23 protein-coding genes are annotated in these 26,942 nt (G+C 47.4%); 11 read left to right on the forward strand and 12 right to left on the reverse strand.

Features of this window, described 5'->3' with window-relative positions; translation table 11 throughout:
* The first annotated feature begins 4 nt into the window (after positions 1-4).
* From coaE to ACEW9O_RS21455, 5 genes are all read left to right on the forward strand, one after another.
* The gene (coaE, locus tag ACEW9O_RS21435) at positions 5-589 is read left to right on the forward strand and encodes a dephospho-CoA kinase (RefSeq protein WP_373552336.1); all 585 of its coding nucleotides are present in this window, start codon (positions 5-7) and stop codon (positions 587-589) included.
* A gap of 149 nt (positions 590-738) precedes the next feature.
* Entirely contained in the window at positions 739-3,270 is a 2,532-nt protein-coding gene (locus ACEW9O_RS21440) for a PVC-type heme-binding CxxCH protein (protein ID WP_373552251.1), read from the forward strand.
* A gap of 5 nt (positions 3,271-3,275) precedes the next feature.
* The gene (locus tag ACEW9O_RS21445) at positions 3,276-4,388 is read left to right on the forward strand and encodes a sugar phosphate isomerase/epimerase family protein (protein ID WP_373552337.1); all 1,113 of its coding nucleotides are present in this window, start codon (positions 3,276-3,278) and stop codon (positions 4,386-4,388) included.
* Positions 4,389-4,521: 133 nt separating this feature from the next.
* Positions 4,522-5,313, forward strand: coding sequence for an SDR family NAD(P)-dependent oxidoreductase (locus ACEW9O_RS21450; protein ID WP_373552252.1), 792 nt, complete (start codon positions 4,522-4,524; stop codon positions 5,311-5,313).
* A 90-nt stretch (positions 5,314-5,403) separates the two neighbouring features.
* A complete protein-coding gene (locus ACEW9O_RS21455; protein WP_373552253.1) occupies positions 5,404-6,189 on the forward strand; it encodes a DUF1080 domain-containing protein in 786 nt (261 codons plus the stop codon).
* 83 nt (positions 6,190-6,272) lie between these two features.
* On the opposite strand, the gene ACEW9O_RS21460 is transcribed toward ACEW9O_RS21455, so the two are convergent.
* Positions 6,273-7,085, reverse strand: a complete 813-nt coding sequence (locus ACEW9O_RS21460) for a c-type cytochrome (protein ID WP_373552254.1) — start codon at positions 7,083-7,085, stop codon at positions 6,273-6,275.
* Positions 7,086-7,136: 51 nt separating this feature from the next.
* Positions 7,137-7,859 (reverse strand): hypothetical protein, encoded by a 723-nt coding sequence (locus ACEW9O_RS21465; RefSeq protein ID WP_373552255.1) that lies wholly within the window; start codon positions 7,857-7,859, stop codon positions 7,137-7,139.
* Positions 7,860-8,016: 157 nt separating this feature from the next.
* Between ACEW9O_RS21465 and ACEW9O_RS21470 the strand changes: the two genes are divergently transcribed.
* Together ACEW9O_RS21470 and ACEW9O_RS21475 are read left to right on the forward strand one after the other, a co-directional pair.
* Entirely contained in the window at positions 8,017-8,907 is an 891-nt protein-coding gene (locus ACEW9O_RS21470) for a 3-hydroxyacyl-CoA dehydrogenase family protein (protein ID WP_373552256.1), read from the forward strand.
* A gap of 95 nt (positions 8,908-9,002) precedes the next feature.
* Positions 9,003-9,833: an SDR family oxidoreductase gene (locus ACEW9O_RS21475; RefSeq protein WP_373552257.1), complete on the forward strand. Its 831-nt coding sequence runs from the start codon at positions 9,003-9,005 to the stop codon at positions 9,831-9,833.
* Between the two features lie 193 nt (positions 9,834-10,026).
* Here ACEW9O_RS21475 and truB read toward each other — a convergent pair whose 3' ends face one another.
* The 4 genes from truB to ACEW9O_RS21495 form a co-directional block, all read right to left on the reverse strand.
* Positions 10,027-10,755, reverse strand: coding sequence for a tRNA pseudouridine(55) synthase TruB (gene truB, locus ACEW9O_RS21480; RefSeq protein ID WP_373552258.1), 729 nt, complete (start codon positions 10,753-10,755; stop codon positions 10,027-10,029).
* Positions 10,756-10,779: 24 nt separating this feature from the next.
* Positions 10,780-11,577 carry an undecaprenyl-diphosphate phosphatase gene (locus ACEW9O_RS21485; protein WP_373552259.1) on the reverse strand — a complete coding sequence of 266 codons (798 nt, stop codon included), beginning with the start codon at positions 11,575-11,577 and terminating at the stop codon, positions 10,780-10,782.
* A gap of 6 nt (positions 11,578-11,583) precedes the next feature.
* A complete protein-coding gene (locus ACEW9O_RS21490; RefSeq protein WP_373552260.1) occupies positions 11,584-11,958 on the reverse strand; it encodes a DUF3098 domain-containing protein in 375 nt (124 codons plus the stop codon).
* A 173-nt stretch (positions 11,959-12,131) separates the two neighbouring features.
* Positions 12,132-13,487: a PhoPQ-activated pathogenicity-related family protein gene (locus ACEW9O_RS21495; RefSeq protein ID WP_373552261.1), complete on the reverse strand. Its 1,356-nt coding sequence runs from the start codon at positions 13,485-13,487 to the stop codon at positions 12,132-12,134.
* 335 nt (positions 13,488-13,822) lie between these two features.
* Here ACEW9O_RS21495 and ACEW9O_RS21500 point away from each other — a divergent pair, with 335 nt between their 5' ends.
* Positions 13,823-14,911 (forward strand): exo-alpha-sialidase, encoded by a 1,089-nt coding sequence (locus tag ACEW9O_RS21500; protein WP_373552338.1) that lies wholly within the window; start codon positions 13,823-13,825, stop codon positions 14,909-14,911.
* An 11-nt stretch (positions 14,912-14,922) separates the two neighbouring features.
* Complete coding sequence (locus ACEW9O_RS21505; RefSeq protein WP_373552262.1) at positions 14,923-17,130, forward strand: hypothetical protein; 2,208 nt, start codon at positions 14,923-14,925, stop codon at positions 17,128-17,130.
* A gap of 68 nt (positions 17,131-17,198) precedes the next feature.
* Here ACEW9O_RS21505 and ACEW9O_RS21510 read toward each other — a convergent pair whose 3' ends face one another.
* From ACEW9O_RS21510 to ACEW9O_RS21525, 4 genes are all read right to left on the reverse strand, one after another.
* Positions 17,199-18,032, reverse strand: a complete 834-nt coding sequence (locus ACEW9O_RS21510) for a DMT family transporter (protein WP_373552263.1) — start codon at positions 18,030-18,032, stop codon at positions 17,199-17,201.
* Between the two features lie 242 nt (positions 18,033-18,274).
* Positions 18,275-19,630: a D-arabinono-1,4-lactone oxidase gene (locus ACEW9O_RS21515; RefSeq protein WP_373552264.1), complete on the reverse strand. Its 1,356-nt coding sequence runs from the start codon at positions 19,628-19,630 to the stop codon at positions 18,275-18,277.
* Positions 19,631-19,738: 108 nt separating this feature from the next.
* Complete coding sequence (locus tag ACEW9O_RS21520) at positions 19,739-20,302, reverse strand: GNAT family N-acetyltransferase (protein WP_373552265.1); 564 nt, start codon at positions 20,300-20,302, stop codon at positions 19,739-19,741.
* 67 nt (positions 20,303-20,369) lie between these two features.
* On the reverse strand, positions 20,370-21,749 hold the full coding sequence (locus ACEW9O_RS21525; RefSeq protein ID WP_373552266.1) for an FAD-binding oxidoreductase: 1,380 nt from the start codon (positions 21,747-21,749) through the stop codon (positions 20,370-20,372).
* Positions 21,750-21,920: 171 nt separating this feature from the next.
* On the opposite strand from ACEW9O_RS21525, the gene ACEW9O_RS21530 reads away from it, so the two are divergent.
* Both ACEW9O_RS21530 and ACEW9O_RS21535 read left to right on the forward strand, forming a co-directional pair.
* Positions 21,921-23,774: a carboxylesterase/lipase family protein gene (locus ACEW9O_RS21530; RefSeq protein ID WP_373552267.1), complete on the forward strand. Its 1,854-nt coding sequence runs from the start codon at positions 21,921-21,923 to the stop codon at positions 23,772-23,774.
* Between the two features lie 37 nt (positions 23,775-23,811).
* On the forward strand, positions 23,812-24,231 hold the full coding sequence (locus ACEW9O_RS21535) for a hypothetical protein (protein ID WP_373552268.1): 420 nt from the start codon (positions 23,812-23,814) through the stop codon (positions 24,229-24,231).
* A gap of 26 nt (positions 24,232-24,257) precedes the next feature.
* Here the strand turns inward: ACEW9O_RS21535 and ACEW9O_RS21540 are convergent, their stop codons facing one another.
* Together ACEW9O_RS21540 and ACEW9O_RS21545 are read right to left on the reverse strand one after the other, a co-directional pair.
* Positions 24,258-24,554 carry a hypothetical protein gene (locus ACEW9O_RS21540; protein ID WP_373552269.1) on the reverse strand — a complete coding sequence of 99 codons (297 nt, stop codon included), beginning with the start codon at positions 24,552-24,554 and terminating at the stop codon, positions 24,258-24,260.
* A gap of 54 nt (positions 24,555-24,608) precedes the next feature.
* Positions 24,609-26,882 (reverse strand): beta-N-acetylhexosaminidase, encoded by a 2,274-nt coding sequence (locus ACEW9O_RS21545; protein WP_373552270.1) that lies wholly within the window; start codon positions 26,880-26,882, stop codon positions 24,609-24,611.
* Positions 26,883-26,942: the final 60 nt, after the last annotated feature.

Here is a 26,942-nt window from a genome sequence, read left to right on the forward strand (position 1 = left end):
AATCATGCAGCACCTCGGCATCACTGGCGGCATTGGCAGCGGCAAAACGACCGTTTGTAAAATTTTTGAAACCCTCGGCATTCCCATTTATTACGCCGATGATCGGGCTAAATACCTGATGAGCCATGATCCCGTTCTGATTGCTGGAATCATTAAATTGTTTGGACCTGAAGCCTATCTGGAACCTCAGGTACTCAATCGCGCCCACATAGCCCAAGTAGCTTTCAATGATAAAGAAAAACTCACTCAACTGAATGCCCTGGTTCACCCTGCCGTAGGCCGAGATGGACTTGAATGGCAAGCCGCCCAACAGGATGTGCCGTATACCCTCAAGGAAGCCGCCCTGCTGTATGAAAGTGGTTCCTACCGCAGTTTGGACAAAATCATCGTGGTCACGGCGCCACTCGAATTGCGCATCGAACGGGTGATCGCTCGGGATGGTGCCAAACGGGAAGACGTAGAAGCCCGCATCTCCAAACAAATGCCGGAAGCGGAAAAGGTCAACTTGGCCGATTTTGTGGTCTACAATGATGGGGTGCAAGCGTTGATTCCACAAGTGATGGGCATTCACTGGCAATTATCTACCTGAACCAATTTTTATCTTTACTTTATTTGGCATTTTTTATTTTTTATCAAATAAAATATTAAACTTCGCTACGAAAGAGATTTTTCCTTCAACAGACTCAGCACAGGCGCAAGTTTATGTTTCTTCTCCGTTTTTCACTCTACTCAATCATTTTGCTATTTTTCATTACTGGAAAAGAGCTCAGGTATGGATTTTATACTGAGCCCTCACCCGCCAAATCTCCTGAGGAAGAACTCGCCACCTTTCAGGTAGAACCCGGATTCAAAGTACAATTGGTCGCCGCCGAGCCCATGGTCCAAGAGCCCGTTGCCCTGAGCTTTGACGCCGATGGTCGCTTGTGGGTAGTGGAGATGCGGGGCTTTATGCCCGATATTGACGGCAAAGGGGAAACATTGCCCACTGGCCGCATCTCTATTTTGGAGGACACCGACGGCGATGGAATGATGGACAAAAGCACCCTCTACCTCGACAGTCTGGTGATGCCCAGGTCTTTGGGTTTGATCAAAGGTGGCGCTTTGGTTGCGCACAGTAAAGCCCTTTGGCTTACCCAGGATTTGGACGGGGATTTACAAGCCGATTCCCAAATTTTGCTGGATTCCACTTATGCGCGAAATGGCCTGCCCGAACATTCCGACAATGGCCTGATGCTCAATACCGACAATTGGTACTACAATGTCAAGTCCCGGCTGCGGTATCGACTGATTAATGGCGCCTGGAAAAGAGACAGCACCGAATTCAGAGGGCAATGGGGCATGAGCCACGATGACCAAGGGCGCTTGTTTTACAATTACAATTGGTCGCAGTTGCATGCCGACTTGGTACCGCCCAATAGCCTTACCCGCAACCCACACCATCGACCTTCTTCTGGCATCGATCACGGATTGACCATCGATCGCAAGGTGTTTCCAATTCGCGCAACCCCTGCCGTCAATCGGGGCTATATCCCGGGCACTTTGAACAAAAAAGGACGCTTGTTGGAGTTTACGGCGGCATGTTCCCCGCTGGTTATTCGAACCAATTTATTTCCAGAGGAGTATTACGGCAATGTTCTGGTTTGTGAACCCGCTGGGAATTTGATCAAAAGAAATGTGGTCAGAGAGAATGGGGCCTTGTTGAATGCCTTTGATCCCAATCCTGGTAAAGAATTTTTTGCTTCTACCGACGAACGTTGCCGCCCGGTCAATTTGACCACTGGCCCCGATGGAGCAATTTATGTAGCGGATATGTACCGAGGCTTGATCCAGCACGGAGCTTATGTCACGCCTTATTTGCGCGAACAAACGCTCAAACGGAAACTGGTTTTGCCCATCCACATGGGGCGTATTTGGCGAATTGTACCGAACAACTGGACCCCCAGAAAAGTCGAGAAATTAAGCACCTTGAGTACGGCTGGACTAGTACAACATTTATCGCACTCCGAAGCTTGGCAACGCGATATGGCCCAACGTTTATTGGTAGAAAAAGCGGATTTGGATGCAGTGCCTTTGCTGGAAACGCTAATCCAACAATCCAATTTCACCCTGGCGCGCTTTCACGCCTTGTGGACATTGGAGGGGCTGGGACAACTTAAGTCTGCCCAACTCTTGCCATTACTTGACGACCCTCAAGACCTAGTCAAAACCACTGCCTTACAATTGCTGGAAAAGTCCATCACTCAAACTCCGCAGTTGCATGAAAAACTAGCCCAAAAGGTGCTTGAATTGGCCAAAACTGCCAAAGTAAAAGTAGCCTTGCAATGCGCCTTGAGTGCTCACATGCTTAGCTCTGAAGCAAATCTGAAAGTCGACGCAACAATTATCGATCGATTTTCCGATTTACCGCTGCTGCGCGATGCCGTAATGAGCAGCCTGCAAGACCTGGAATTGATTTTTCTGCAAAAACTTTGGCAAAACCCAAATTGGCAAAACCTGGAACAAAACCAGGAAATATTTCTGGAAATGTTGACCACCGCCATTGCGGCCAAAAAAGACCCTACTGAACTCATGCAGCTCTTGAATTTGTTGCACAATCAGGGGAAAACCTTTGCAAAAAAAGAACAGGTCGTGCTCAATGCACTGGCTATTGCTGCCCTCAATTTTAAAGGTGGAAAACCCATTGCACTGCCCATTCAAGCAGACTTGTTGAAAAGAAGCGATTTGCCTTTGGAACCCAACGCGACGGCAAACCTCAAAAATATGTTCAGTTGGCCGGGTTTTAAACCAGAAATATCACTTGCAATCCAAAATACGCTGGACGAAAAAGCCAGCAAACAATTCGCCCTGGGTCGGCAAAAATACCTGGCAACTTGTGCAGGCTGTCATGGAACCAATGGCCGAGGAATGGATCGTTTTGGGCCACCAATGGCGGGCTCCGAATGGGTGCTGGGGGATGAAAGAAGGTTGTCGCTGATCATTTTACACGGCCTCGAAGGTCCCATTGTGGTACAAGGCAAAAAATATGGCGCACCTGAGATTTTACCCGTAATGCCCGCACATTCCGTAATGGATGATGCCGATATAGCTGCTATCCTGACTTACATCCGGAATGAATGGGGCAATCAGGGTTCGCCAGTTACCTCCAGTACCGTAGGCAGCACCCGGCACACTTCCCAAGGGCGGGTGATGCCCTGGACCGTAAATGACCTGGACAAATACGTCAAAGCCAAATGGCCGATTGGAAAAACACCTAAAGAACAGAAACAATAGCCATGATGAAGCACCTTCAATCCATTCATAATCAGACCACTCAGGAAACTGACTTTCAGCGCAGGGAGTTTTTACACACCTCCGCTCTTGGTCTCCTGGCTTTTGCTCAACCCTTAAACTTTTTATCCGCTATGACCGTGGAATCTGCCATGGGCGTGATCGTCCATTCGTATTCCATCCGCTGGAATGCCAAAACGGAGAATAAAACCTATCCGGCTTTTACCGACGCCATCCAACTTTTGGAACATTGCCAGGAACTTGGGGCTGGAGGAATCCAGGTTACACTCAACAACTGGACCACCGACTTTGCCAAAAAAGTGCGGGAGCGTCGCGAAAAATTGGGGCTTTACCTCGAAGGCAGTATTGGGTTACCCAAAACGGTAGAAGATGTAGCAACTTTTGAAAAAGAAGTGCTTGCCGCCAAGGAGGCTGGTGCACAGGTGCTCCGCACGGTGTGCCTAAATGGCCGCAGGTACGAAAATTTCAACAGCCCTGAAGCTTTTGCGACCTTCAAAAAACAATCCATTCAGTCGCTGCAATGGGCTGAACCCATCGTGAAAAAACACCGAATCAAACTTGCGGTCGAAAACCATAAGGATTGGAAAGCTGCTGAATTGATCGAAATTCTCAAGGGCATTGCCAGCCCCTGGGTAGGGGTAACCCTCGATTTTGGCAACAACATTTCCCTGTTGGAAGACCCTATGGAAGTGATCAAAGCTCTAGCTCCTTATGCTTTTTCCACCCATGTAAAGGATGTTGGAGTGGCGGAATACGAACAAGGGTTTTTAATGTCGGAAGTCCCCCTGGGCACTGGAATAATCGATTTGCGGGCCGCTTTGGATTTGTGCAAAAAGATGAATCCAGACATCAACTTCAACCTGGAAATGATCACGCGGGACCCTTTGCAAATTCCTTGCTTTAGCGAGGGGTACTGGGCCACTTTTGCTCAAACTCCGGCTACTGAGTTGGCCAAAACCATCCAGATGGTGCGGGCGAAAAAGTACGCAGGAACTTTACCTGCGGTGAAACATTTGGATTTTGAACAAAAGCTGGCATTTGAGGAAAAAAACGTCCTCGATTGTTTGAGCTACAGCAAGAATAAATTAGGTTTAGGCTAAAGCTTAGGTGATTCCTTAGGTGTCAAAAAGTAATCTTAACCACCTAAGAAACCGAAGACACCTAAGGAATCACCTAAGCTAGCTAGATAATGTGTTCAATTTGTAGCTAAATCAAAACGTCGATTTTAAGAACATGGATCAAGGACTACACACATTGCCCGGCATAAAATTATTCGACCTGAGCGGCAAAACCGCCATTGTCACCGGAGGATCCAAAGGGCTGGGGCTCGCCATGGCCGCAGCTCTGGCTTCGGCAGGCGCCAATATCATGCTCGTCAACCGCAAGGAAGAAGAAGGCCTCCAAGCAGCTGCCGAACTTGCCCAGGCTTTCCCCATTCAAGCCATCGCTTTCGCTGCCGATGTAACCAACCAAGCCCACACCGAAGCCATGGCCCAAAAAGCCATCGACACCTTTGGCCGCATCGATATCCTGATCAACAGCGCGGGCATCAACATCCGTGGTGCCATCGACGAACTGAGTCTGGAAGATTTTAACCAGGTGATGAAGGTGAATGTAACGGGCACCTGGTTGTGCTCCAAAGCAGTGATTCCCCACATGAAAAAAGCGGGTAAAGGCAGCATCATCAATCTGGCCAGCACCCTGGGTTTGGTCGGCCTGGCCAATCGTACACCTTACACTTCCAGTAAAGGTGCCGTGGTGCAAATGACCCGCGCTTTGGGTCTGGAAATGGCACCTTACAACATCAAAGTCAACGCCATTTGCCCTGGGCCATTTTTAACCGAAATGAACTTGCCGATCGCGGACACAGAAGAGGGTAAAAAATTTGTGGTGGGTGCAACAGCCTTGGGCCGCTGGGCGGAACTAAAAGAAATTCAGGGAGCTGCAATCTTTTTGGCTAGTGAGGCTGCCAGTTACATGGTCGGGAGTATGGTGACGGTGGATGGTGGCTGGACGGCGCGGTAAGGCGTTCAATATTTTCTCTCTAATAAGACCATTTCTAACCCCAATTTCTCGAAAAAAAATTCAATATTTGAGCACATTAAACTGCAAGACATGATCGCAAAATTTTCCCTTAAAAGTGCTCAATGGGTTGTGGCACTCCTTTGTACTTTGCTTATTATCAATGGTATAAAAGCACAAGTGGGCGTAGGCATTAAGCCCGCCAAAGGCGCCAAAGTATACTTTAATGGCTCCCGTAAATCCTTGGATAAAAATTGGACTTATTGGAATGGCCCACGCTTGGCCGCCAGTTTACCCATCAAGTGGGCCATCGTCAATGATCCTGTAGACAATGGCACGGCCATGAACAGCAATGATCCTGCTGCTGCCGGAGGCAAATATGGCAGTGCTGATGTTGTTACCAAACAAGCTTTCCGCGATTTTCGCCTGCACGTAGAATTTTTCATTTCGGAAAAAGGGGGCAACAGTGGCGTTTACCTACAAAATCGTTATGAAATCCAGGTACTCGACGGCGATTCAACCTCCCACGGTATGGCTGCGGTGATCAATGAATCCAAATCGCCATACTACGCCTACAATGGGGTAGGCAAATGGAATGCCTACGACATTACCTTCCGCGCTGCCAGATTTACAGACGGCAAACTCAGTGAAAAAGCCTTGGTTACCGTATATTTCAACGGTAAAAAAGTACACGTCAACCAACGCATCCAGCAGGTTTGGGGTGGACCCAATTCGGGTATTGATGGTGGCAACGATGGAGGCAAGGGCATCACGGACATTCCTGGTGGCCTCAAATTACAAGCCGAAGGCCACAACGTCCTCTACCGGAATATTTGGATCAAGGCATTGGACTTGAAAGAGGCGAACACTGACTTTTAAGTGAAAAACTAAAAGTGAAAAGTGAAAAGTAAGTACAACATTTGGATTTCACCAGTTGATGTATTTTTTTCACTTTTCACTTTTCACTTTTCACTTTTCACTCCTTTCATCTCTACCAAATAGCCATAAATCTCCTCAAACTCTCCCCTGGAAAGGCCAACTGCAGGCATTTTTGCGCTGTAGCGGTAAGACTGTGGGTTGCGCATAAAATTAAACATATCTTCTTTTTTCCAATACTCAGTGATGCTTTTGGGGTAATTGAATTCAGGTCCCATTACCCCGCCAATTTTATTGATTGAATGGCATTTCATGCAGTGGATTTGAAAAAGTTGGAATCCCTTTTGGACAGCAGTATTGTGCAAGGGAAAAGCGTCGGCAAAATCGTAGAAAAAAGAGGCAATGCGGATTTTAGCTAATCCATATGGCCAGGCAAAACCTGCATCTCCTTTCTTTGTGTCCTGCCAAACCAAATAATAAGGTCTAAACTTGTTGGCCAGGGAATCAGCCCAATCTTTCCCTAATCCAGCCTGATCCTGGTCTTGTACCGCCAGATAAGCCTGATGGCTAAGCACTTTGCTCAAGTTCATATTGGGTGCGTAACCATCGGTGCAAGTAAAAGTAACCCGCAGGTTGGTGGTATCTTTGACTTTGGCTAGCAGAGGTTTAAGAATCGGCGTTAGTGGATAGGCCTTATAGCGTTTTTTTTGCTTAAAAAATTCGTCGTGCTCAATGGTGATGACGGTATCTTTAGGGAATTGCTCAGCAGCAAACAAGTCTTCCAAATCTACCTCGATGGCTTCAAAATCGGCGTTGACGAGGAGTTCGGTAGACTTGTCTGGTGCAGAACAAGTAAATAAAAAACTGCCACAAAGCAGTCCAAAGAGCAAATTGCGCATGAATTCGGGTTTTAAGAAGAACCTGCACAATTTATAAAAAAAATAACTTTGTTAAGACTCCAATTTTTTCCAATTGATCCGTTTCCACCACCATTTAAAATTCCATTCCGACATGTTTTCGCCAGCAACCATTACTACGATGCGGTTGTCGAGTACCATGTGCATGAAGTTTTGTTGGCGTTCTTCGTCGTAGCCTTCTACGTATTTTATGCCGTTCCACTCCCCGGTTTTTTGGTGCATGTCGGAGTCCTCTAAATCAAATTCGCCCTCAAAAAAATCACTGAACCCTCCGGCAATGCCACCAATGGCGCCACCTAGGACCACAATTGTTACTTTTTGTTTGCCCTTGATGTATTGGGCTTCGGCATTGGACACCAAACCCAGGGCATTTTGAAAATTGTACTCACTACGTTTGAACCAACCAATGTGATCGGGGAAAATACTGCGCAACACTTTGGCGTCCAGCTTGGATGCGGAGCCATCTATTTTCAAATCCAGCCCCTCAAAACTGTTTTCGAGGTTGAGGCCATTGATTTCAGTGTCGCCATCTTTGGTCGAAATGTTCAGGTGAAAGCCATCATTGTCTTTACCAGATTTTTTGTCGCCTTTGCTGGAAGCATCAATTTTTACATCGCCATCCTTAGTTGAAATGTTGAGATGGAAACCTTCTTCTTCGGCTTCACGGGCAGCTTTTTCCTCTGCTACGTTATTGCTACATGAAAACAAAGGCAGACCAATCAAAAGTGCGAAATAGACATTTCTTCTTAGTTTCATTAAGATACGGGTTTAATGAAGTGATAATTAAATACCGCCCAAAACTACCCGGGTGAACCAAGCCATGCTTGAAAATTCGACCAAGCCGGGCAAAATCTATAACAAGGTTGCATTTTGAAGCGACATCCACTACCTTCGTTGCCTGAATTTTACTTGTATGAAAAACATTAGTGTCATCGGAGCAGGAACCATGGGAAATGGCATCGCTCACGTTTTTGCCCAGCACCAACATCAGGTTACTTTAATCGACGTTTCAGCGGCTGCCCTGGAAAAAGCCCTGGCAACCATCAGCAACAATCTGGACCGGATGGTCAAAAAAGAGACTATCCAGCCAGCTGATAAGGAGCGAACCCTGGCCAATATCCATACGGTCACCAGTATTGAAGAAGGGGTGAAAAATGCAGATTTGGTGGTGGAAGCGGCTACAGAAAATGTAGGTCTCAAACTCAAAATTTTCCAGGAAATAGACGGTTTTGCCCCCGCAAAAGCAATTTTAGCCACCAATACTTCCTCCATTTCGATCACCCAAATTGCTGCGGTCACCAAAAGGGCCAGCCAGGTGATTGGCATGCACTTTATGAACCCCGTTCCGGTGATGAAATTGGTAGAGGTCATTCGGGGTTTTGATACCAGCGATGATACCACCCGCATCATCATGGAGCTATCCCAGTCTTTGGGTAAAATCCCTGTAGAAGTCAACGATTATCCAGGTTTTGTGGCCAATCGCATTCTGATGCCGATGATCAATGAGGCCATTTACACTTTATACGAAGGTGTAGCTGGAGTTACGGAAATCGATACCGTCATGAAACTGGGTATGGCCCACCCAATGGGGCCGCTGCAACTCGCCGATTTTATTGGACTAGACGTATGTTTGTCCATCCTGCGGGTATTACAAGCTGGTTTTGGCCAACCCAAATACGCACCCTGCCCCTTGTTGGTCAATATGGTCACCGCTGGAAAGCTGGGCGCAAAAAGTGGCGAAGGTTTTTATCAATACAGTACTGGTTCAAAAGAATTGATCCCCGCCCCAAAATTTGCCCGCTAAGTAGTGGGGCAAAAATAAGTGTTCATTTTTCCTGAGCCAAAGGATTAGATAAGACACTTAAAATGAAACGTTTACTTATCTAATCCTTTGGCAAAATGAAACATTTAATTTTTTTATTGCCCCGAATCATGAAAAAAATAGCTCTGGTAACTGGCGCTTCCTCTGGATTAGGTGAGGCCCTGGCCACTTTGTTGGCTCAAAAAGGATACATCGTGTATGGCACCAGTCGGAAATCGGGTGATGAAACCCGCTTCCGCTTGCTCAACATGGATGTTCAAAACGAAGAGAGCGTAAATACCGCTGTTCATCAAATCATCGCCGAACAAGGCCAAATTGACGTGCTGATCAACAATGCTGGAATTGGTATTGCCGGGCCATTGGAAGTGATGAGTGTTGATAGTATTCAGCAAGCTTTTGATACGAATGTTTTTGGCCTGATTCGAGTCACCCAGGCCGTGCTCCCGCACATGCGGCAGGCCCAGTCTGGTAAAATCATCAACATCAGTTCCATTGCTTCTGAAGTAGCCTTGCCTTACCGGGCAGTATATAGTGCAACCAAAGCCGCCGTAGATCGCATTACTGAGGCTTTGCGCCTGGAGGTAGGTCGTTTTGGGATACAAGTATGTGCCATTCAATGTGGGGACATTCAAACCTCCATCACCGCTCACCGCATCATGGAGTATGCGGCGGATAACCCGGCTTACAACAGTGTTTTTGCTAAAGTGGCTCAAAACATGAACGATGGCGTGAGCAAAGGCTCCACGGCTGAGTACGTAGCTGCTGAGATCATTCAGATTTTGGAGAAAGAGAAAATGGCCAAGTTGTATCCGGTAGGAAAATCTTATCAGAAATTGTCTTTGAAATTGAAAGGATTGTTGCCTGGAAGTTTATTTGAAAAGATCATCAAAGGATATACTCAATCCTGATTAGTACTACTTTGTTGACTTTGCTGAACATTTTAGTTTTTCAGGGGCGGCTTCGCCGTATGTTTATTGAACCATCTAAGACATCTAAGGGACACCTCAGGGGCATTGCACATCTAAGATGTCCCTTAGATGTCTTAGATGGTTCAATTATAAATGCCTAATTGGTGAAAAAGAGGCTTTATGGATGAAAAATTCAGGCATGAATTTTCCCATCCATCCATTCCACCCATTCGGTAACTGACATGGCCTTATCCACCTCAAATTCCCCAATCTTGGTGCGGCGCAAAGCACTCAAATAAGCACCACTTTTTAGCGCCTTACCCAAGTCGAAAGCCAAGGATCGAATGTATGTTCCTTTACTACAATGCACCTCAAAATCCACTTCGGGTAATTCAATACGGGTAAAATTAATCTCGTAAATGTGCACCTTACGGGCCTCCACTTTAATACTTTCACCCTTCCGCGCCATTTTATACAACGGCTGCCCATCTACTTTTATGGCAGAAAACATCGGTGGAACCTGTTCAATTTCTCCAAGAAACTTTTCTTTGGCTTGTTCCAATAGGGCAAGAGTGATGTGCTCAAACGGAAAAGTAGCATCTACTTCTGTCTCTGCGTCATACGAGGCAGTGGTAGCACCAAAAGTAACCGTACCTGTATATACTTTGGAACGATCCTGGTATTCATTGATGCGTTTGGTGTCCTTACCTGTACACACAATCAATAGGCCTGTGGCCATCGGATCGAGGGTTCCTGCATGCCCAACTTTGATGTTTTTGAGCTGAAACAAGTTGCGGATTTTACCACGCAATTTATTCACTACGTCAAAGGAAGTCCATCCCTGTGGTTTGTCCACGAGTAATACAGCGCCTTCGGTGAAATACTGACTGTTCAGGGGCCGCTCTTCGGCATTCGGGTCCATATGGCCGATTTTGTTTGACAAATTTTATCCTTTGCTCAGGATGTAGGCTGCTGCGATGATTGCCACAGCAAAGCAATATATCGAAAAATAGATGAGTTTGCTACCCTTTACGAGTCTGATCATCAAGCGACAAGCAAATAAACCGGTCAAAAAGGCAAAAACAAATCCTGATGCCAATGCGATCATGTTTTCAGTTTGGCCGTATTCCCCATCCAAAAGATCTTTGGCCAGTTTTCCCAGAATTAAGGGAACAACCATCAAAAAGGAAAAACGGGCAGCTTCACCCCGATCAATGCCCAACAATACCGAGGTAGAGATGGTGGCGCCAGAGCGAGAAATTCCAGGTGTAATTGCAATCGCCTGGGCAATCCCCACCAACAGTGCACTGAAGTAGGATACAGGTTTTCCGGTATCTTTGGCGCGGTGGGCCAGCATCAACAATACCCCGGTAATGGCCAACATGCCAGCAACCAGCAGAATATTGCGGGTGAAAAGCGCTTCGATTTGTTTTTCAAACAATACACCAACGATTGCCGCAGGAATCATAGACAGGATGATCTTCGCAGAAAATTCAGTTTCCTTGTTCCATTTAAAAGCAAACAAACCTCGAAAAATCTCGACAATGTCCTTGCGAAAAACAACAATGGTAGATAAGGCAGTGGCTACGTGCAAGGTGACAGTCATCATTAGGCTTTGTTGAGCCATGCTGGTATCTCCCAAAATGTACTTTGCCAATTCCAAGTGGCCGCTGCTGCTTACAGGCAAAAATTCGGTGAGTCCTTGGACAATGCCAAGCACAATTGCGCTGATTATTTCAGACATGGCGGCTTATTTGCGGAAAATGGCAACAATCCCCAATACAACTCCGCCCAACATCATGATTGGTGCAATGACCATCCGACGTGGACCGTAAATGATGTTTTCATCCCAGGTGTTGGGGTCGGGCATCGAGCCCCCAGACATCAAAATAACCCCGAGCGCCATCGCCAATCCGGCTGCCCCCAAAAGAATATAATTGTTGCGGTTGAAAATTAGTTCTTTTTTGACCCGTGGGGTGCGGGTTGAAGCAGTTGTGCTACTGCGCACACGCTCTGTGCTGCCAGCAGTGCTAGGGCGTGCAGTAGGTTGGGTGCGGGGGGTAGGATTTTCTTTTTCCTGACGGCCTGGACCAGCAGGCTTACGATTAGGTTTTTTAGTACTCATTCCTAATTTTTGATTTGAAGTGGCAAAATTACACTAAATGATGAGTTGTGGGGAGAAAAAGTTGCTTTAGTAGAGATGAAAGATGAAAGATGAGAGATGAAAGATGAGAGATGAAAGATGAAAGATGAAATTTCGAGTTACCCCTTTCATCTCTCATCTTTCATCTCTCATCTTTATAAAACTCCGGCTGCATCACAAACATACACCCGTGTACTCGTCGTAAAAGTTCCACCATTCGGGTCCTTGTATTTCAAATCCAGGTAAAAGGCCTGGTATCCTTTTTTTGGATAGGGTAGGGAGGCCTTGATGGTATTGGTACCGCTGAGCTTGATGTTTTTGTTCAACCAGAGGTTGTTGCGGAAATCTCGATCGGCGGAGCTTGTGGCCCACAAGGTTGTTTCTACCAAATCCTGCGTTGGTGCATTGACGGTAAGTTCTACCCCTTCCAAAACCTCATTGACGGCCCAGGTGCAATGTGGATAAGCTTTATTTGCAATGGTGAGGCCGAAAAAAGCACTGAGGGCTTCAAAAGCTTGTTTGCCGCCCCCCAGGTTGTGACCAACGTTGGGTACGTAATGGATCATGTTTTTGCCCGGAATCTGGTCGTAATAGTGTTTGATGGCATCCACCGTCCAATATTCGTCGTTGGTACCGATGAAGATCATTTTGGGTACCGTGAGTTTGCTGCGGTACGAATAAGGATCGATCATGGCCGTGATGGCTTTGCCATCCTCGGTATCGGTATTTTGGGGAATGCCCAGTTTGACGTAGTCTTCAATCTGCACGCTGTATTCACCATAAGTTTTGAATTGGTAGTCCAGTGTAACAGGCATGTTGAGCATGTCGATGACCATCGGCGCGATGGCTTTTACCCTTTGGTCGTCGATGGCCGCGCTCAGCCAGGTGGTCCAACCGCGTTTGGAGGCACCGGTTACGACAAAATTATTGACGCTATGCTTGACCTTTTGTTTGCTGAATTCCTGCACGGCATCCATCGCTTTTACCGCCGATTTGACCATGGGAAACAACAAGGGCCAGGTATAGTCTTTGTCAGTTTTGAATTGATGTAGGGTATGAGAAATGAGTTCATCTTCGGTCATGTCACCGTACAAAGGTTGATTGGGCACTTGTTTGATCAAGGCGACAATGCCTTTGTTTTTTTCAGCGATAGCTGCCAATGGTGCCCAAAGCTGATCCGCAGTACTCCAATTGGGTTGCTCCGCTTTGTTGGAACCGCCAGTAATGAAGAGCAAAGCACCATCGTACTGAGTAGTACTGGGTACAAACACGGTGAGCTGGTGTCGCCAGGTATATTCCCGCCATTTTTGGGAAGTCAGGAGCAAATGGTAGGCTTTTACCGTACCCAAGGTTGTAGAATCTTTTAAAACCCACTGATAGGACTTGTCCTTTGTATCAATGTAGCTTTTTAAGGCAGTTTGTGGGCTTACCTTGTTTTGGGCACAAGCCAGGGTGCTGATCAGGAAAACCAGGAGCAGGAACAGGCTGATTTTTTTTAGGTAGAACTTCATGTGGACTGAAAATTTTATCCAATAATAATAGACTTGTTGCGACGGGAGCGCTTGAGATCAAAAATAAGGGATTTTTTTCCTGATTGAGGCTTGTTTTTGAGTGCGTAGCAGCGCTACGGACGAAAAAACAAACGAAAATCAGGGAAAAAAGACCATTTTTGAGCCAAGTAGTCTCGCGTCGCAACAAGTCTAACGATTAATTTGTGATCAAACGCCATAAAGTCTATTATTTTAAACAAGCCATCGATCGCATGCTGAAAAAAAACACCTGTCTGGCCATCGCCTTGGTTTGCGCTATTCTTGCTTTTGGCCAAACGACCATTTTTGAAAAATCCATGCTGATTTTTTCCCTACAAGACAAACATGTCCACGGTAGTAGCCTCGTCCATTTGCCCAATGGCGACATGCTGGCGGTTTGGTTTTACGGCAGCGGCGAACGTACTGCCGACGATGTCAAACTGATGGGCGCGCGCCTGGAAAAAGGCAAAACCAATTGGAGTGACCCCTTTTTAATGGCCGATACCCCAAACTTGCCAGATTGTAATCCAGTGCTGTTTTTGAATCAGGACAACACGCTCTTTTTGGTCTGGATTGCCGTACAAGCCAACAAATGGGAACAATCGATTTTGCGCCTGCGTACCTCGACCGATTACCTGAATGGTGGCCCACCGATTTGGAATTGGCAGGACAACATTTTGCTCAAACCCGATGCCCGCTTTGCCGAAGAAGTGGCCAAACAATTCAAGCTCCTCCCTGAAAACCCGGCCGGTTGGGCCGAATACGCTCCCTCCTACGACAAACAAATCATCGCTGCCAGCCAAGACCCCGTCAAGCGTAGCTTTGGCTGGATGACGCGGATTAAACCACTCATCATTGGATCTCGGATCATCTTGCCGCTGTATTCGGATGGCTTTAACCTTTCGATGATGGCCATTTCGGAAGACAAAGGCCAGACCTGGCGACCCAGTTTACCCCTCGTAGGTCGAGGCCCCATTCAGCCTGCCATTGTGCAAAAAAAAGATGGAAAATTGCTCGCGTACCTGCGCGACAGCGGGGACGCGCCCCCACGCGTGCAGCTGAGTGAGTCCAGTGATTTGGGCGAAAGTTGGTCGCCCGCCACAAAAACTGATATTCCGAATACCGCTAGTGTCGAACTATTGGTGCTCCGGGATGGCAAATGGGCTTTTGTGGGCAATGACTTGGAGGATGGCCGTTACCGCCTGAGTTTGTTCTTGTCCGATGATGAGGGGAAAACCTGGAAATGGAAAACTGCGCTGGAAAATGTACCGAAGGGGCAAGGTGGTTTTTCCTATCCTTGTTTGATACAGACGGAGGATGGATTTCTCCACCTTACTTATTCTTACCATTTGAAAAGTGACCAAAAAGCCATTAAATACATCGTTATTGACCCTAAAAAACTATAACGAAGAAAAATATGAAAAATAGCAGCCTTTGTATCCTGTTGTGGTGCTGTTTTACAAGCTTACTTGCACAAACCAAACAGCCCGTACACTTCGATAAACCCTTTGTACAAGACTTTAGCGTTAAATATTACTTGCCTGACAACAGCGAGCTCCAATTTGGAAAGGTGTTCGCTGACCGCAATGGCGTGATCAAAATTTACAGCTCGGCTGGTTTGCTGCAGCCATACAACGGCCGTTTTTTGTACCCAGGCACCCTGGAACCCGATCTTACGTACCGGACGCTGGCGCATAAAAAAATCGCAGCAATGGCACTGCACCAAAACCAGTTTATTTTCCAGGACGATCAAACTGTGTTGAGCAATGCCTGGGCGGGTACCTTATTGTCCAAACATACTTTACCCAATGCCAAACTATTGGAAGTAGGTCCAGATTTTGCTTTCCTGATCTCTGATGGTCAGCAATTGCATTACGTATTGAAGGCACAAACCCTTTGGCAAGGCCAGTTGCCCGGTGACGAAGTACTAAGTTTGCGTTGGCAAAAAAGCACACAAACATTTTGGATATTGGGTAAAAAAGGGCTGTATCGCTTTTCACCAGCTTCCTCAAATCTGCAAAAACTGTGTGAGGGAACTGGATTTACCGCTTTTGATTTTAGCCCCGATCAGCAAAAAATCATCATTGGCCTCAATGATGGATACCAAACATTTGATCTCAAAACCCAAACCCTGGGTGTCAAACAGCAGCGATTACCTGTCCCCAACATCACAGTAGTGCAAACCATTGCCGACAAGGTGTGGTTCGGCAGCAGCAACGGTGCCTTTGCCCTGCGCAAAGACGGCAAATTTGACTATTACCAAGGCGAACGTTGGTTGCCGGGCAATGAAGTGCTCCACATCGCGGAAGGCCCAGAGCGTTCCGTTTTGATTTTGACTAAAAAAGGCCTCGCGCAAATCCATTTCCAACAAATGACCTTGCAGGAAAAAGCCGCTTTTTTTGAAACTCAGGTTCGTACGCGCCACATCCGCAATGGATTTAATGCCTCTTTGAGTGGCCTGAAAAAAGGCAGCCTAGCTGCGGGCTACCTTGAGGATTCCGACAATGATGGCCTGTGGACTGCGATGTACCTGGGCGCGGAGATTTTCCGATACAAGATGACCAAAGACCCCGAGGCCTTGCAAAATTGCCGGGAATCCCTGGATGCTATGGAACGTTTGTTCAGCGTCAATTCAGTTCCTGGCTTTCCGGCCCGCTCTTTTGAACGCCGAGGTTACATTCCTCAACTTGCCGACCCTGATCGTTGGCAGCCTTCCCCCGATGCAGAATGGGACTGGAAATCAACCACCAGCAGCGATGAGGTCATTGGGCATATTTTCGCTTATGGGGCAATGGCGGAACTGATCGATGACCCCGCTTTGAAAAAAAAGGCCATTGTGCTCATCGATACCTTGATGTCCCATATTGTCAAAAACGACCTTTATTTGATTGATTATGATGGAAAACCCACCAGCTGGGGGCGTTGGAACCCCAGCTACGTCAATGGTTTACCCACCAATGTTGGTGACCGCAAACTAAACTCATCCAACATCATCGCGATGTTGCAAACGGCGTATTTTTTCACCAAAAAGGCCAAATACCGGGACAAAGCTTTTGAACTGCTCAACAAACAGGGCTATTTTGAAAACCTGATGCGACCCATGCGCCAAATCGGGTACGCGCCCGAGGAGGCCAATGATTTGAGCAAAACCCTCTCCGATTCCTGGAATCACTCGGATGATGAGATGTATTTTCTGGGCTATTGGGGTCTGTATCGCTATGCCTTGAACGATACCCTCAAAAGGCATTACCGCAAGGCCATCCTCGACCACTGGCAGGCGGAAAGGCCTGAAAAGGAAGGGCTCTGGAATCTCTTTACCGCCTTAACGGGGACGGCGAATTTTGATTTAAAAGAAGCCATTTGGTACTTACAAGAACATCCCCTTGATTTGATCAGTTGGGAAATTGCCAACAGCCAGCGCCAGGACATTGAAAAAATGACCCCTAATTTTCGGAGTCAAACCATTGTTGAAGTTTTGCCTCCTGATGAGCGTCCTATTCAGCGGCACAACGCCAATATGTTCAATTTGGATCGGAAAAAGGGGAATGGCAACGAAGAACACAGTGCGGGGGATATCTGGTTGTTGCCGTATTGGTTGGGGCGGTATTTGGGGGTGATCAAATAAATGCACTAGCTTGATGGCAATGCCAGATGGTAGAGACGCACGGCCGTGCGTCTTTTTAGCAAAATGATTTATCTTTTCAAAACCACCAATCCAATCCCCCCTAATATTGCCACCGAAGCCAAAACCAACCTCAAACTGAGCGGCTCACCTAAAAAAACAATCCCACCCAAGGCTGCAATTACTGGTACACTGAGTTGCAAGGTCGCCGCATTACTCGTTTTTAAAGAAGGTAAAACAGTATACCAAAAGATGTATCCCAAACCTGAAGTAATGGCACCAGAAACCAAGGCGTATGCAGCTCCAGCTGGATCAAGTTCCACTTGTTTGTACAACAAAAGGCTCAACACAATCGCCATCGGAGCAGCCCGTAAAAAGTTACCTGCCGAAACTTTGGTCGGATCGCCAGCACCTCGGCCGCGTAAGGAATACACCCCCCAGGTAGCTCCGGCCACACACATCAAAAACGCAGAGCCGAGCGGGGGAGCAGCCAATCCAGGTAAGACCAATCCCACCAGGCCGCCGAGTGCCAGCATTAAGCCCATCCATTGCAGGGCTTTTAAGTGTTCTCCTTTCCACAAACCATATCCAATCATTGTTGCCTGGACGGCGCCAAACAGGATCAAAGCACCAGTTCCAGCCGGAAGTTTTACATACGCAAAAGAAAAGGCTGCCGCATAGCCAAACAGCGCCAGCGCCGATAGCCAGTTCCCCTGACCTACTTGTTTCCGTTTGCCCAGGTATGCCACTGCCCAAAGCACAATAGCCCCCGCGATGAGCCGGATGCTGGTGAAACTGGCTGCGTCAATGTCGGTTTGTTTCAGGGCAATGCGGCAGAGGAGCGAGTTGCTCGCAAAGGCAATGAGGGAGAGGATGGTGAGTAGGATGATTCGGGTGAGTGGCATGGAGGTCAATTGTGAAAAAAGGTTTCCCAAGGTTTATAAAAAGACCAAAGCGACAAATTTTCACAAAGAAAACACGAAGGACCACAGAGGACACAAAGGCGAGACGTTGACAGGGTTTTTTGCCCTCAATGAGGGTAATAGAAATCAAAACGTATGAGCATTGCTTTGTCAACATCTCGCCTTAGTGTCCTCTGTGGTCCTTGGTGTTCTTTGTGAAAATATGCCGCTTTGGGATCTCCCTCCTAACTTCCGTAAACATTCAAATCCAAAAAAGCATTGCGGAACTTCCCCTCAGGATCATATTGCTTCACCAACTTCAAAAAATCACTATACCTCGGATACCGCGCATGCAGCACCGCCGGAGCCATGGTAAACAACTTCCCCCAGTGTGGCCGCACTTGAAATGGCGCAAGTTCCGCTTCAATCATCGGCAGCAGCTTGGTGACTTCGGGCGTATGTTGTTTCCATGTAAAATGGATGGCCACACAATCCCGCTGATAAGCAGGGCTCATCCAAAAATCATCGGCAGCGATGCTGCGGATTTCGCTGATCATCAATTGGGGATAAATCAGATCACTCTTTTTTTCCAGGGCCAAAATCGCCTCTACCGCATTTTCTCGCGGGACAAAGTATTCCGACTGCAATTCTTTGCCACTGCTCGGGGTGAAGCCCATTTTGAAGTGGGGCAAACGTTCGTACCAAGGGCCAGGAACCCCCATTTGATCGGTGCAGTTTTCGGCGTCTAAACGGGTAATGGGGTGCAGGTTTTTCGTGGCGGCTTTAGCCCCATAAAAATCAGTGCCTAAATCTCTGGTTTCAGCATCCACTTTACGTTTTACCCAAACCTGACTGATCACTTTATTTTGCCAATCGGTAAACAAACTCACGCTGTAGCCGCTGGACATGATGGCCTCAAAATTGTCTTGCAAGGATTGTAAGGGTAAGTCCTGGAACAAATCCTGGCGAACTTCAAAAGTATCCTGCAAGTCAAGGGTAACTTTGGTGATGATGCCTAAAGCGCCCAAACCTACTACTGCCCCGTTGAATTCCGCTTCGTTGTTCGCCCGGCTCAGGTTGATCAATTCCCCGCTAGGTGTAACCATTTCAAAAGCGGATACTGCCGTGGCGAGGTTCCCATTTGTCACGCCTGATCCATGCGTAGCGGTTGCACATGCTCCGGCTACCGAGATATGGGGCAGAGAAGCCAGGTTGTGCAAGGCGTAGCCTTTTTGATCCAGTTCCTGCGCAAATTGTCCGTAGCGGGCACCAGCCTCCACGGTTACCGTTTTGGTTTTTTCATCGATGGAGACAACCTGATTGAGATTGGCGGTGGAAATTTGATTCAAATGGCTATCGGCAATGTTGTTGAAACAGTGACAGGAGCCCAGGGCTTTTTGCTGACCCAGTTTTTTGACCAAGGCTTGGACTTCTTCTACTGTTTTGGGTTGGTGTAGGTTTTTGGCTTTGTAGGTATAATTGCCAGCCCAGTTCGTGCGCATCGTTTTGTTTTTTGCTTTTGGTGTACAAGCAACCATTGGCGACAACATGGTTCCAGCCGCCGCAATGGAGGAGGTTTTAAGGAAGGTTTTCCGTTTCATGGTATGGTCAATAGTGGTTGAAAAAGGTGTCTGGACTGAAATGATTTACGAGTATAAGAAAAATCGGTGAGAATCGATTTTTCCAACCAAAAATAATCCAATACCGACTTAAACTACCTTTCTCCAATCCCAAACCACCATGATCCACTCCGTTTGGTTTGGATCGAAATACGAATGAATTTCCTTAAATCCAATTCTTTTGTGGGCATTGAGTGAGCGAGGGTTGTTGCGCGCAATTTCAGTGATGGCGAAATCGTATTTCTGACTAAACTGCTCCTTGTACGCAGCGTAACACTGATCCAGAATACCCTGACCACGGTAACCTTTGCCGATACACACTTGGCCAACCACCAGGTAATGGTAATCCGAGACTTTTTTACCCAGGTATTCAACCCGATCAAAGGTTTCAAACAAGGGGACTAAGATGGGGATGTCATTCCTCGAAGCCGCAGTCATCGCGAGTAGGTAACCGATGACCTGTTCCCCATCTTTGGCAATGAGGTGTTGCTCAATATCGTTGAGCTGGGCGAGTTGTTCGTAAGTGTGGCTGACGGTGACAAAACCCTGGCTTTGAATTTCTTCCTGGGTCAATCCTTGGGCAAGATTGGCCTTCTGCAGTTGGAGGATGCCTTCCAATTCGGCAGTTGTTTGTGAGGTTGTATAGGTGATCATAAAATGGGTATGTTGGGGCTGCCCTATGTGGCTGCCCATTGTCCAAGAAATACCTCAAATTTAACAATCAAAAAATTTTCCCCGGATTTAAAATTCCGTGCGGATCTAAGGCACTTTTTAATTGCCGCATCAAAGCAATTTCGGCAGGGTTTCTACTCAGGTGCAGCCACTCTTTTTTCTCCAAACCTACTCCATGTTCCGCCGTGATTGAGCCACCAATCGCTGTCAATGGACCAAATACAATCTCCTCCACCTGATGCCAGGTTGCATGGTCATTTTGCCCGCAGGATACAAACAAGTGCAAATTGCCATCGCCCATGTGCCCGAAGACGTATAAAAAAACCTCTGGCCATACATGTTGCAATCCCCGGCGAATCTCCTGCGTATAAGTCTCCATTGTAGAAATGGGCAGACTCACATCAAACAAAAACACCGGCTGGTGCACCGAAAAAATAAAATCAACCTGCTCTCGGATGCCCCAAAACCAGTCCAGTTCTTGTTGGCTTTGCGCCAAACAAGCATCGGCAATTAGGCCAGCTTCAAAGGCTTTTTCTAGCGTATCCTGAAACAGGCGTTGGTCATTTTCAGGGTGATACCCCGCCGTTTCGAGCAATACATAATAGGCGTGATCCTGGGGCAGGGGAGGGGCGTATCGGGCAGGTGGAGAAGTCATCAAGCGGTAATAATCTTGCCACAACAATTCATAGGTAGTCAAGGTATGCCCCAGCGTTTTTTTTGCAAAACTTAAAAACTCGCAAGCCTGATCAAAGCTGTTAAGCGCGATGTAGGCCGTATTGCGGCTTAAAGGCAAGGCTTCCAGTTTGAGTACCGCTCGGGTGATGATGCCCAGCGTGCCCTCTGCACCGATGAACAAGTGTTTGAGGTCGTAGCCCGCATTGTTTTTCAACAAATGATTCATGGATGAAATGATGGTTCCGTCGGCCAGAACGACTTCCAAACCCAGCACAAGATTGCGGGTAACCCCATACCTCAGCGCCTGTAAACCGCCGGCATTGGTCGAAATATTGCCGCCAATCATACAACTGCCTTTGGCACCAAGATCGAGCGGGAAAAAGAGACCAGCAGCATTTAATTGAATTTGGAGCTGTTGCAATACTACCCCAGCTTGCACGGTAGCGGTTTGGTTGACTACATCAATGGCTTCAATGGTATTCATACGTTCCAGGCTCAGGGCGATTTCGTGGGGCTGGGTTTGGACGCCGCCCACCACATTGGTCAGGCCGCCATGTGGGACAATGGGCTGATTGGCTGCGTGGCAAAGTTGGAGAGCAGTGGATACCTCGGCGGTGGTTTGAGGCAATAGAAGGGCTCGACATTGTAAGTTTTGGGCGTTGACCCAATTGCTGGCCATACGCTGGGAGGCTTGTTCTGAAGTCTTGACGCATTCCGGCCCAAGCGCATCCAGTAGTTGTTGTACGATATCCATGTAGGTAAAAGTTGAAGCAAGCACAATGTACACAAATTGAGGAAACTAAGTGGTTTGAACTAAATTCCTTAAAATAAATTTTACTCCGACGAAATTTTCTCATCAATTAAAAATTATAAAATTAAACCAAAGCCTCAACGAATCGTCCAAGCTGGCATAAAACCCAAACCTATGCGACCATTTTTATCCTACTTCCTTTTCCTGAGCCTATTTGCGACCATTTTGCCTGCTCAAACAAGTGTTTCCACAACTTATGGCCCAATCTCCGGGATCACGGAGGAGGGGGCACTGGCTTTCAAAGGAATTCCTTATGCCAAACCGCCAGTAGGGGAGTTGCGTTGGCAAGCACCACAGCCACCAGCACCCTGGAGCCAAACCAGAATGACCATCGACTTTTCACCCAAATGTCCACAAAAAAACTTCAGCCCAACTCAGGATAGTGCCATCACGGAAGGGGAGGAAGATTGCCTTTACCTCAATGTGTGGACACCTGCTTTGACAGGCAAACGCCCCGTGCTGTTCTTTATTCATGGCGGGGGCAATCAACAAGGTTCGGCTTCGGAGACGCTGAATGGAGGTGCCTTTTTGTACACCGGCAAATTCCTGGCTTCCCGCAAAGATGTGGTGGTGGTCACCATCAATTATCGACTAGGTGCGCTGGGCTTCATGTCTCATCCAGCAGTCGCTGCGGCCAGTAGCTCCAAAACTTCGGGCAACTATGGTACCATGGATCAGGTTTTGGCACTGGAATGGGTCAGAGACAACATTGAAAAATTTGGCGGCGATCCCGGGAATGTGATGGTTTTTGGTGAGTCGGCAGGGGCAGTGAATACTTCCATTCTGTTGACTGTACCTACGGCGAAGGAGCTATTTCATCGGGCAGCCATTCAGAGTGGTTCTCCCGTAGCTTCACCTTATCTTGTTGGGGAAAACATTGGTAAATCCTTTGCTTCGCGCATGGGGTGTGCCACCGGTACTTTGGATCAACAGCTACTATGCCTGAAGGCCCTGCCCATTGGAAAAATCGTTGCGGAGCTAGAAAGCCCGCTCTCTGGTGGGAAGGTAAGCTTAGGTTGGGGGCCTGTAGTCGATGGCCTGATTATTCCCAAAGACCCTATTTTGGTAATTTTAACAGGCCAACATCACAAAATGCCAGTCATGTTGGGCTCCAATGCCGATGAAATGTCGGCTTCCAGCCCTTTGGTGGTGACCCCCGCACAAGTCCGTTCATTATTCGATGCCTCCGTGCCAGAGGCCTATGAAGCGGAGGGATTAACTTTGTATCCGCCTGGAACCACTAATGCCCAAGCGCGACAGTCTTACATTCAAACTTTGACGGACGCCCAGTTCACTGCACCGGCTCGCCGCTTGGCGAAAGGCCTGGACGTTTTTCAAACGGAACCCGTTTGGCGTTACTTCTTTTCACATGCCCAGGCTGGAATAGGGGTCATTTATGGGGCAGCCCATGGCCTGGAATTGCCTTTCATTTTTCAAAGCATTGAGGAGTCAAATTACGGCAAAGGAGCTTTATTCAACAACAACGATAAGGTAGTGGCCAAAGCCATGATGGACTACTGGACTAATTTTGCCCGCACAGGCAACCCCAATAGCACTGGCCTTACGGTATGGCCACCCTACGATTATCAAAAAGATACTTATATCGACATCAAATCCCCAGTGGCCAGTGCAGAAGGCTTGCGTACGCAAAAAAGTGATTATTGGGACCGGGTTAGAGGGGTGGCTACTTCAACGCGGCAGGCTTTGTCACTATTGGGCGTAAAAATGGAAGTGCCTACTTTGTATCAGGAAGGGGCACGGATCAAGCTGAATTTGGAAGAAGGTTTGAAACTTCGCCTGGAATTGTTTAATTTATTGGGGCAAAGGCTAGGGCAGGTTTTTGAGGGTGAACTGAGCGCGGGGGTGCACGAGTTAGATTTGCAGATTCCGGCGCAGGTGAGTGGATTAATAATATTGCGGGCTGAGGCTGGTGGCGGGAGTATGGCGCTGAAGGTGTGGAAGCCTTGATTGTTGTAGATGTTTCTACTAACGCAAAAAACTTATTATGAAATTTTGGGAACTTATCTCTGCTTTTCGATCAGAAAAGGACATAGTGGAAATCATTCTTGGAAAACCCCAATGGAAAGAATATGGTGGTTATTTTCAGAATTTCAGTTCATTGGTAAAAGAACAAAATCGAGCAATCCTAGACCAACAACTACCATATGAACTGATTACCGAAGTTTACCAAATGAGCAAGCTGAAATTTTACTTGTACGGCACCAATTTGCGCAGTACCAAATTACTCGGCGATGACAATTTTGAAGAATTGTCATCGCTGGAAGTATTTTTAAAATATGGAGGGGCATGTATTGAAGAAGTACTCGAAAAGGGCAGCCTGGATATGGATAGAATTAACCTTTCCTTGAATCTCGGCGCCATTTTGGACGAAGACGATGAGATGCTGGGGCGCTTGGCTCAATAGTAGAAGAATCGATGATAAATCTTTACTCAAATCCCAAAATACAAATTCGAATACACCTCCATCATAACCCCCTTACGCACTTCATCCAACTCAGTGAGGTGTGAAGGCAAGTGCTTTTCGATGGCACCCGCAGCTTGTAACTTTTGCTTCCAGGTTTTTTCCAGAGCAGTCAGGGTATAGCTGTTGCGGGGGCAGATTTTGCTGCTCAGGCCGATGGCTTCCTCCAGCAATTCAGCAATGGGCTCAAAAGCGTTGTCGTTGACTTCGATGCTTTCCAGTTCCTGGTAAACATCGGTTAAGGTTTTTTTGGTTATGCCGTACATAGAGTGTTGTGTTAAATTGTCAGCTTTAAAATAGCATAAAATCTTCGTGGTGCCTTATTCAACCACAATTTCATCCACAAACAACCAAGCTTTACTACCCGCGCCGGGCGCTCCCGCTGGAATCTCCCCAAAATTGCTAACTTCCAGCTTCAGGTAGCGACCCTTGGCATTTTTCAGCGCCAAATTTAAGGCAACAATTTTGTCCTGGCCTGCACTGACCTTGCTGCTTTGGTTTTTACTGAAATTTTGCCCATCGTTGCTCCAACTTACCTTTACCTCACTAGGCGCGTACACCCATTGGGAGGGGTTGTTGAAGAAGCGGAGCTTCACTTGCTTGAGGCTGCTGCTTTTGCCAAGGTCGATTACAGCGCTGAAATCTTTACCTGAAAACCCTAACCACTCCGCGTCGTTAAAACGCTGGTCGCTGCCGATTACCCCATTGATGATCGAGCCTGGCCCACCTGCACTGTATTGTTTGGCCGGTTCCGAGTTCAAGGTGATTTTTTTACCCGCAGCTTGGTGGAAACTCAATTCCAAACTAGCCGAACGACCGATGGCTTGTCCCTCCTGGAAAGTTTGAAACACGTATTTTCCACTTTGGGTAATGGCCTGATTGGCATCCACCACTGGGCTGCTTGCAGTAGGGACACTTCCATTGTTGCTGTAGCGAATGGTACCCTGCTTGGCGGAATTGGAGGCATCAAATTTGACGCCATTCCCTTCCACTTTCGCCATTGCTTTTGCATCATACAAGTGATTGCCAAAATTATAGCCCTCTTTTTTCCAGCGTTGCATGTGTACTGCCAGGCGCTGCACAAAATCGGGAAAATTCTTCCGGCTTTCGCCCGACCAAGTCGTCTCCGCCAGGGCTTGTGCGCGGGGCGAAAACATGTACTGCAATTTTGATTCAGTGCTGATGTATTCGGTCCACAGGTTGGCTTGTGCACCCAGGATGTATTTGGCTTGCTCCGCATTCAATTCAGCCGGAATGGGATTGTAGCTGTATACTTTTTCCAAGGGCAAAAAGCCGCCGATGGCCAATGGCTCATCGGCGTGTAAAGATTGGTAATAATCTAGATAGCAGTAGGAGGTGGGCGTCATGATGACATTGTGGCCTTGTTTGGCTGCTTCAATGCCGCCTTCGGTGCCCCGCCAGGACATCACCGTAGCGTTGGGGGCAAGACCACCCTCCAATATTTCATCCCAGCCGATGATTTGTCGGCCCTGTTGGTTCACAAACTTTTCCATGCGCCGGATGAAGTAGCTTTGTAATTCGTGTTCATCCTTCAATTTTTCGCGCTTGATGATGGCCTGCGCAGTAGCATTGGTTTTCCACTGGTCTTTGGGGCATTCGTCGCCACCGATGTGAATGTATGGGCTAGGGAAAAGGGCCATGACCTCGCTGAGTACGTTTTCCAGGAAAGTAAAAGTAGCTTCGTTGGGGCAAAACACATTTGAGGATACACCCCATACCTTACCTACTTCCAGTTTTTCATCGAGACACCCCAATTCCGGATATGCCGCGATGGCCGCTTGGGCGTGCCCTGGCATTTCAATCTCGGGAATGACCGTAATGAAACGTTTGCGGGCGTACTCCACAATGTCTTTGACTTCCTCTTGGGTGTAATACCCCCCGTGTTTTTGGCCGTCAAATTTACGTGGTGAAGTGTTGTAGTGCCCAACAATGCTTTCACTGCGCCAGGCGGCTACTTCTTGCAGTTTGGGGTACTTTTTGATTTCAATCCGCCAACCCTGGTCTTCAGTCAAGTGCCAGTGGAAGCGGTTGATTTTGTACCGCGCCAGCATGTCGATGAAGGCCTTGACTTGTTCAACCGGGAAAAAATAACGCCCTACGTCCAACATGGCTCCCCGATAAGCAAAAGCTGGGTGATCTTCGATTTCGACAGCGGCGAGTTTGGTACTTGCTGCGGCTTGGACAGGGAAAAGCTGGATCAGGGTTTGAATGCCATAAAACAATCCGGCGGGTTGCCAGGCTTGAATTTTGATTTGATCATTGCTGATTTGCAGGCGGTAGCCCTCGGCTTGACCGACGCCTGGAGTCAATTCAAGGACAATGCTGTTTTTGTCTTGTTTGCCTGTTGACAAGCTATAACCCGCATACTTGCTCAACCATTGATTGAAGTAGTTGCTAGCCAGGGCAATTTGTTCATTGTTGAGGTCAAAACGTAGCGTCGTTTGAGCGTTCAACTCGAATTGGCCAGCCTTGGCAGTGATTTTTTGTGGAATGGGAATAATGGGAAGGGTAGGGGACTGGGCCTTGACTAAAACGCTCAGAAATAGGGATAAATAAACAAGTAGGTGTTTCATGCAATCTGATTTGAAAAATCACTCCTGAGGTGGTTCTTCAGTGTCTTAGGTTTCTTAGGT

The sequence above is a fragment of the Haliscomenobacter sp. genome (assembly GCF_041740695.1).
GTDB lineage: Bacteria > Bacteroidota > Bacteroidia > Chitinophagales > Saprospiraceae > Haliscomenobacter.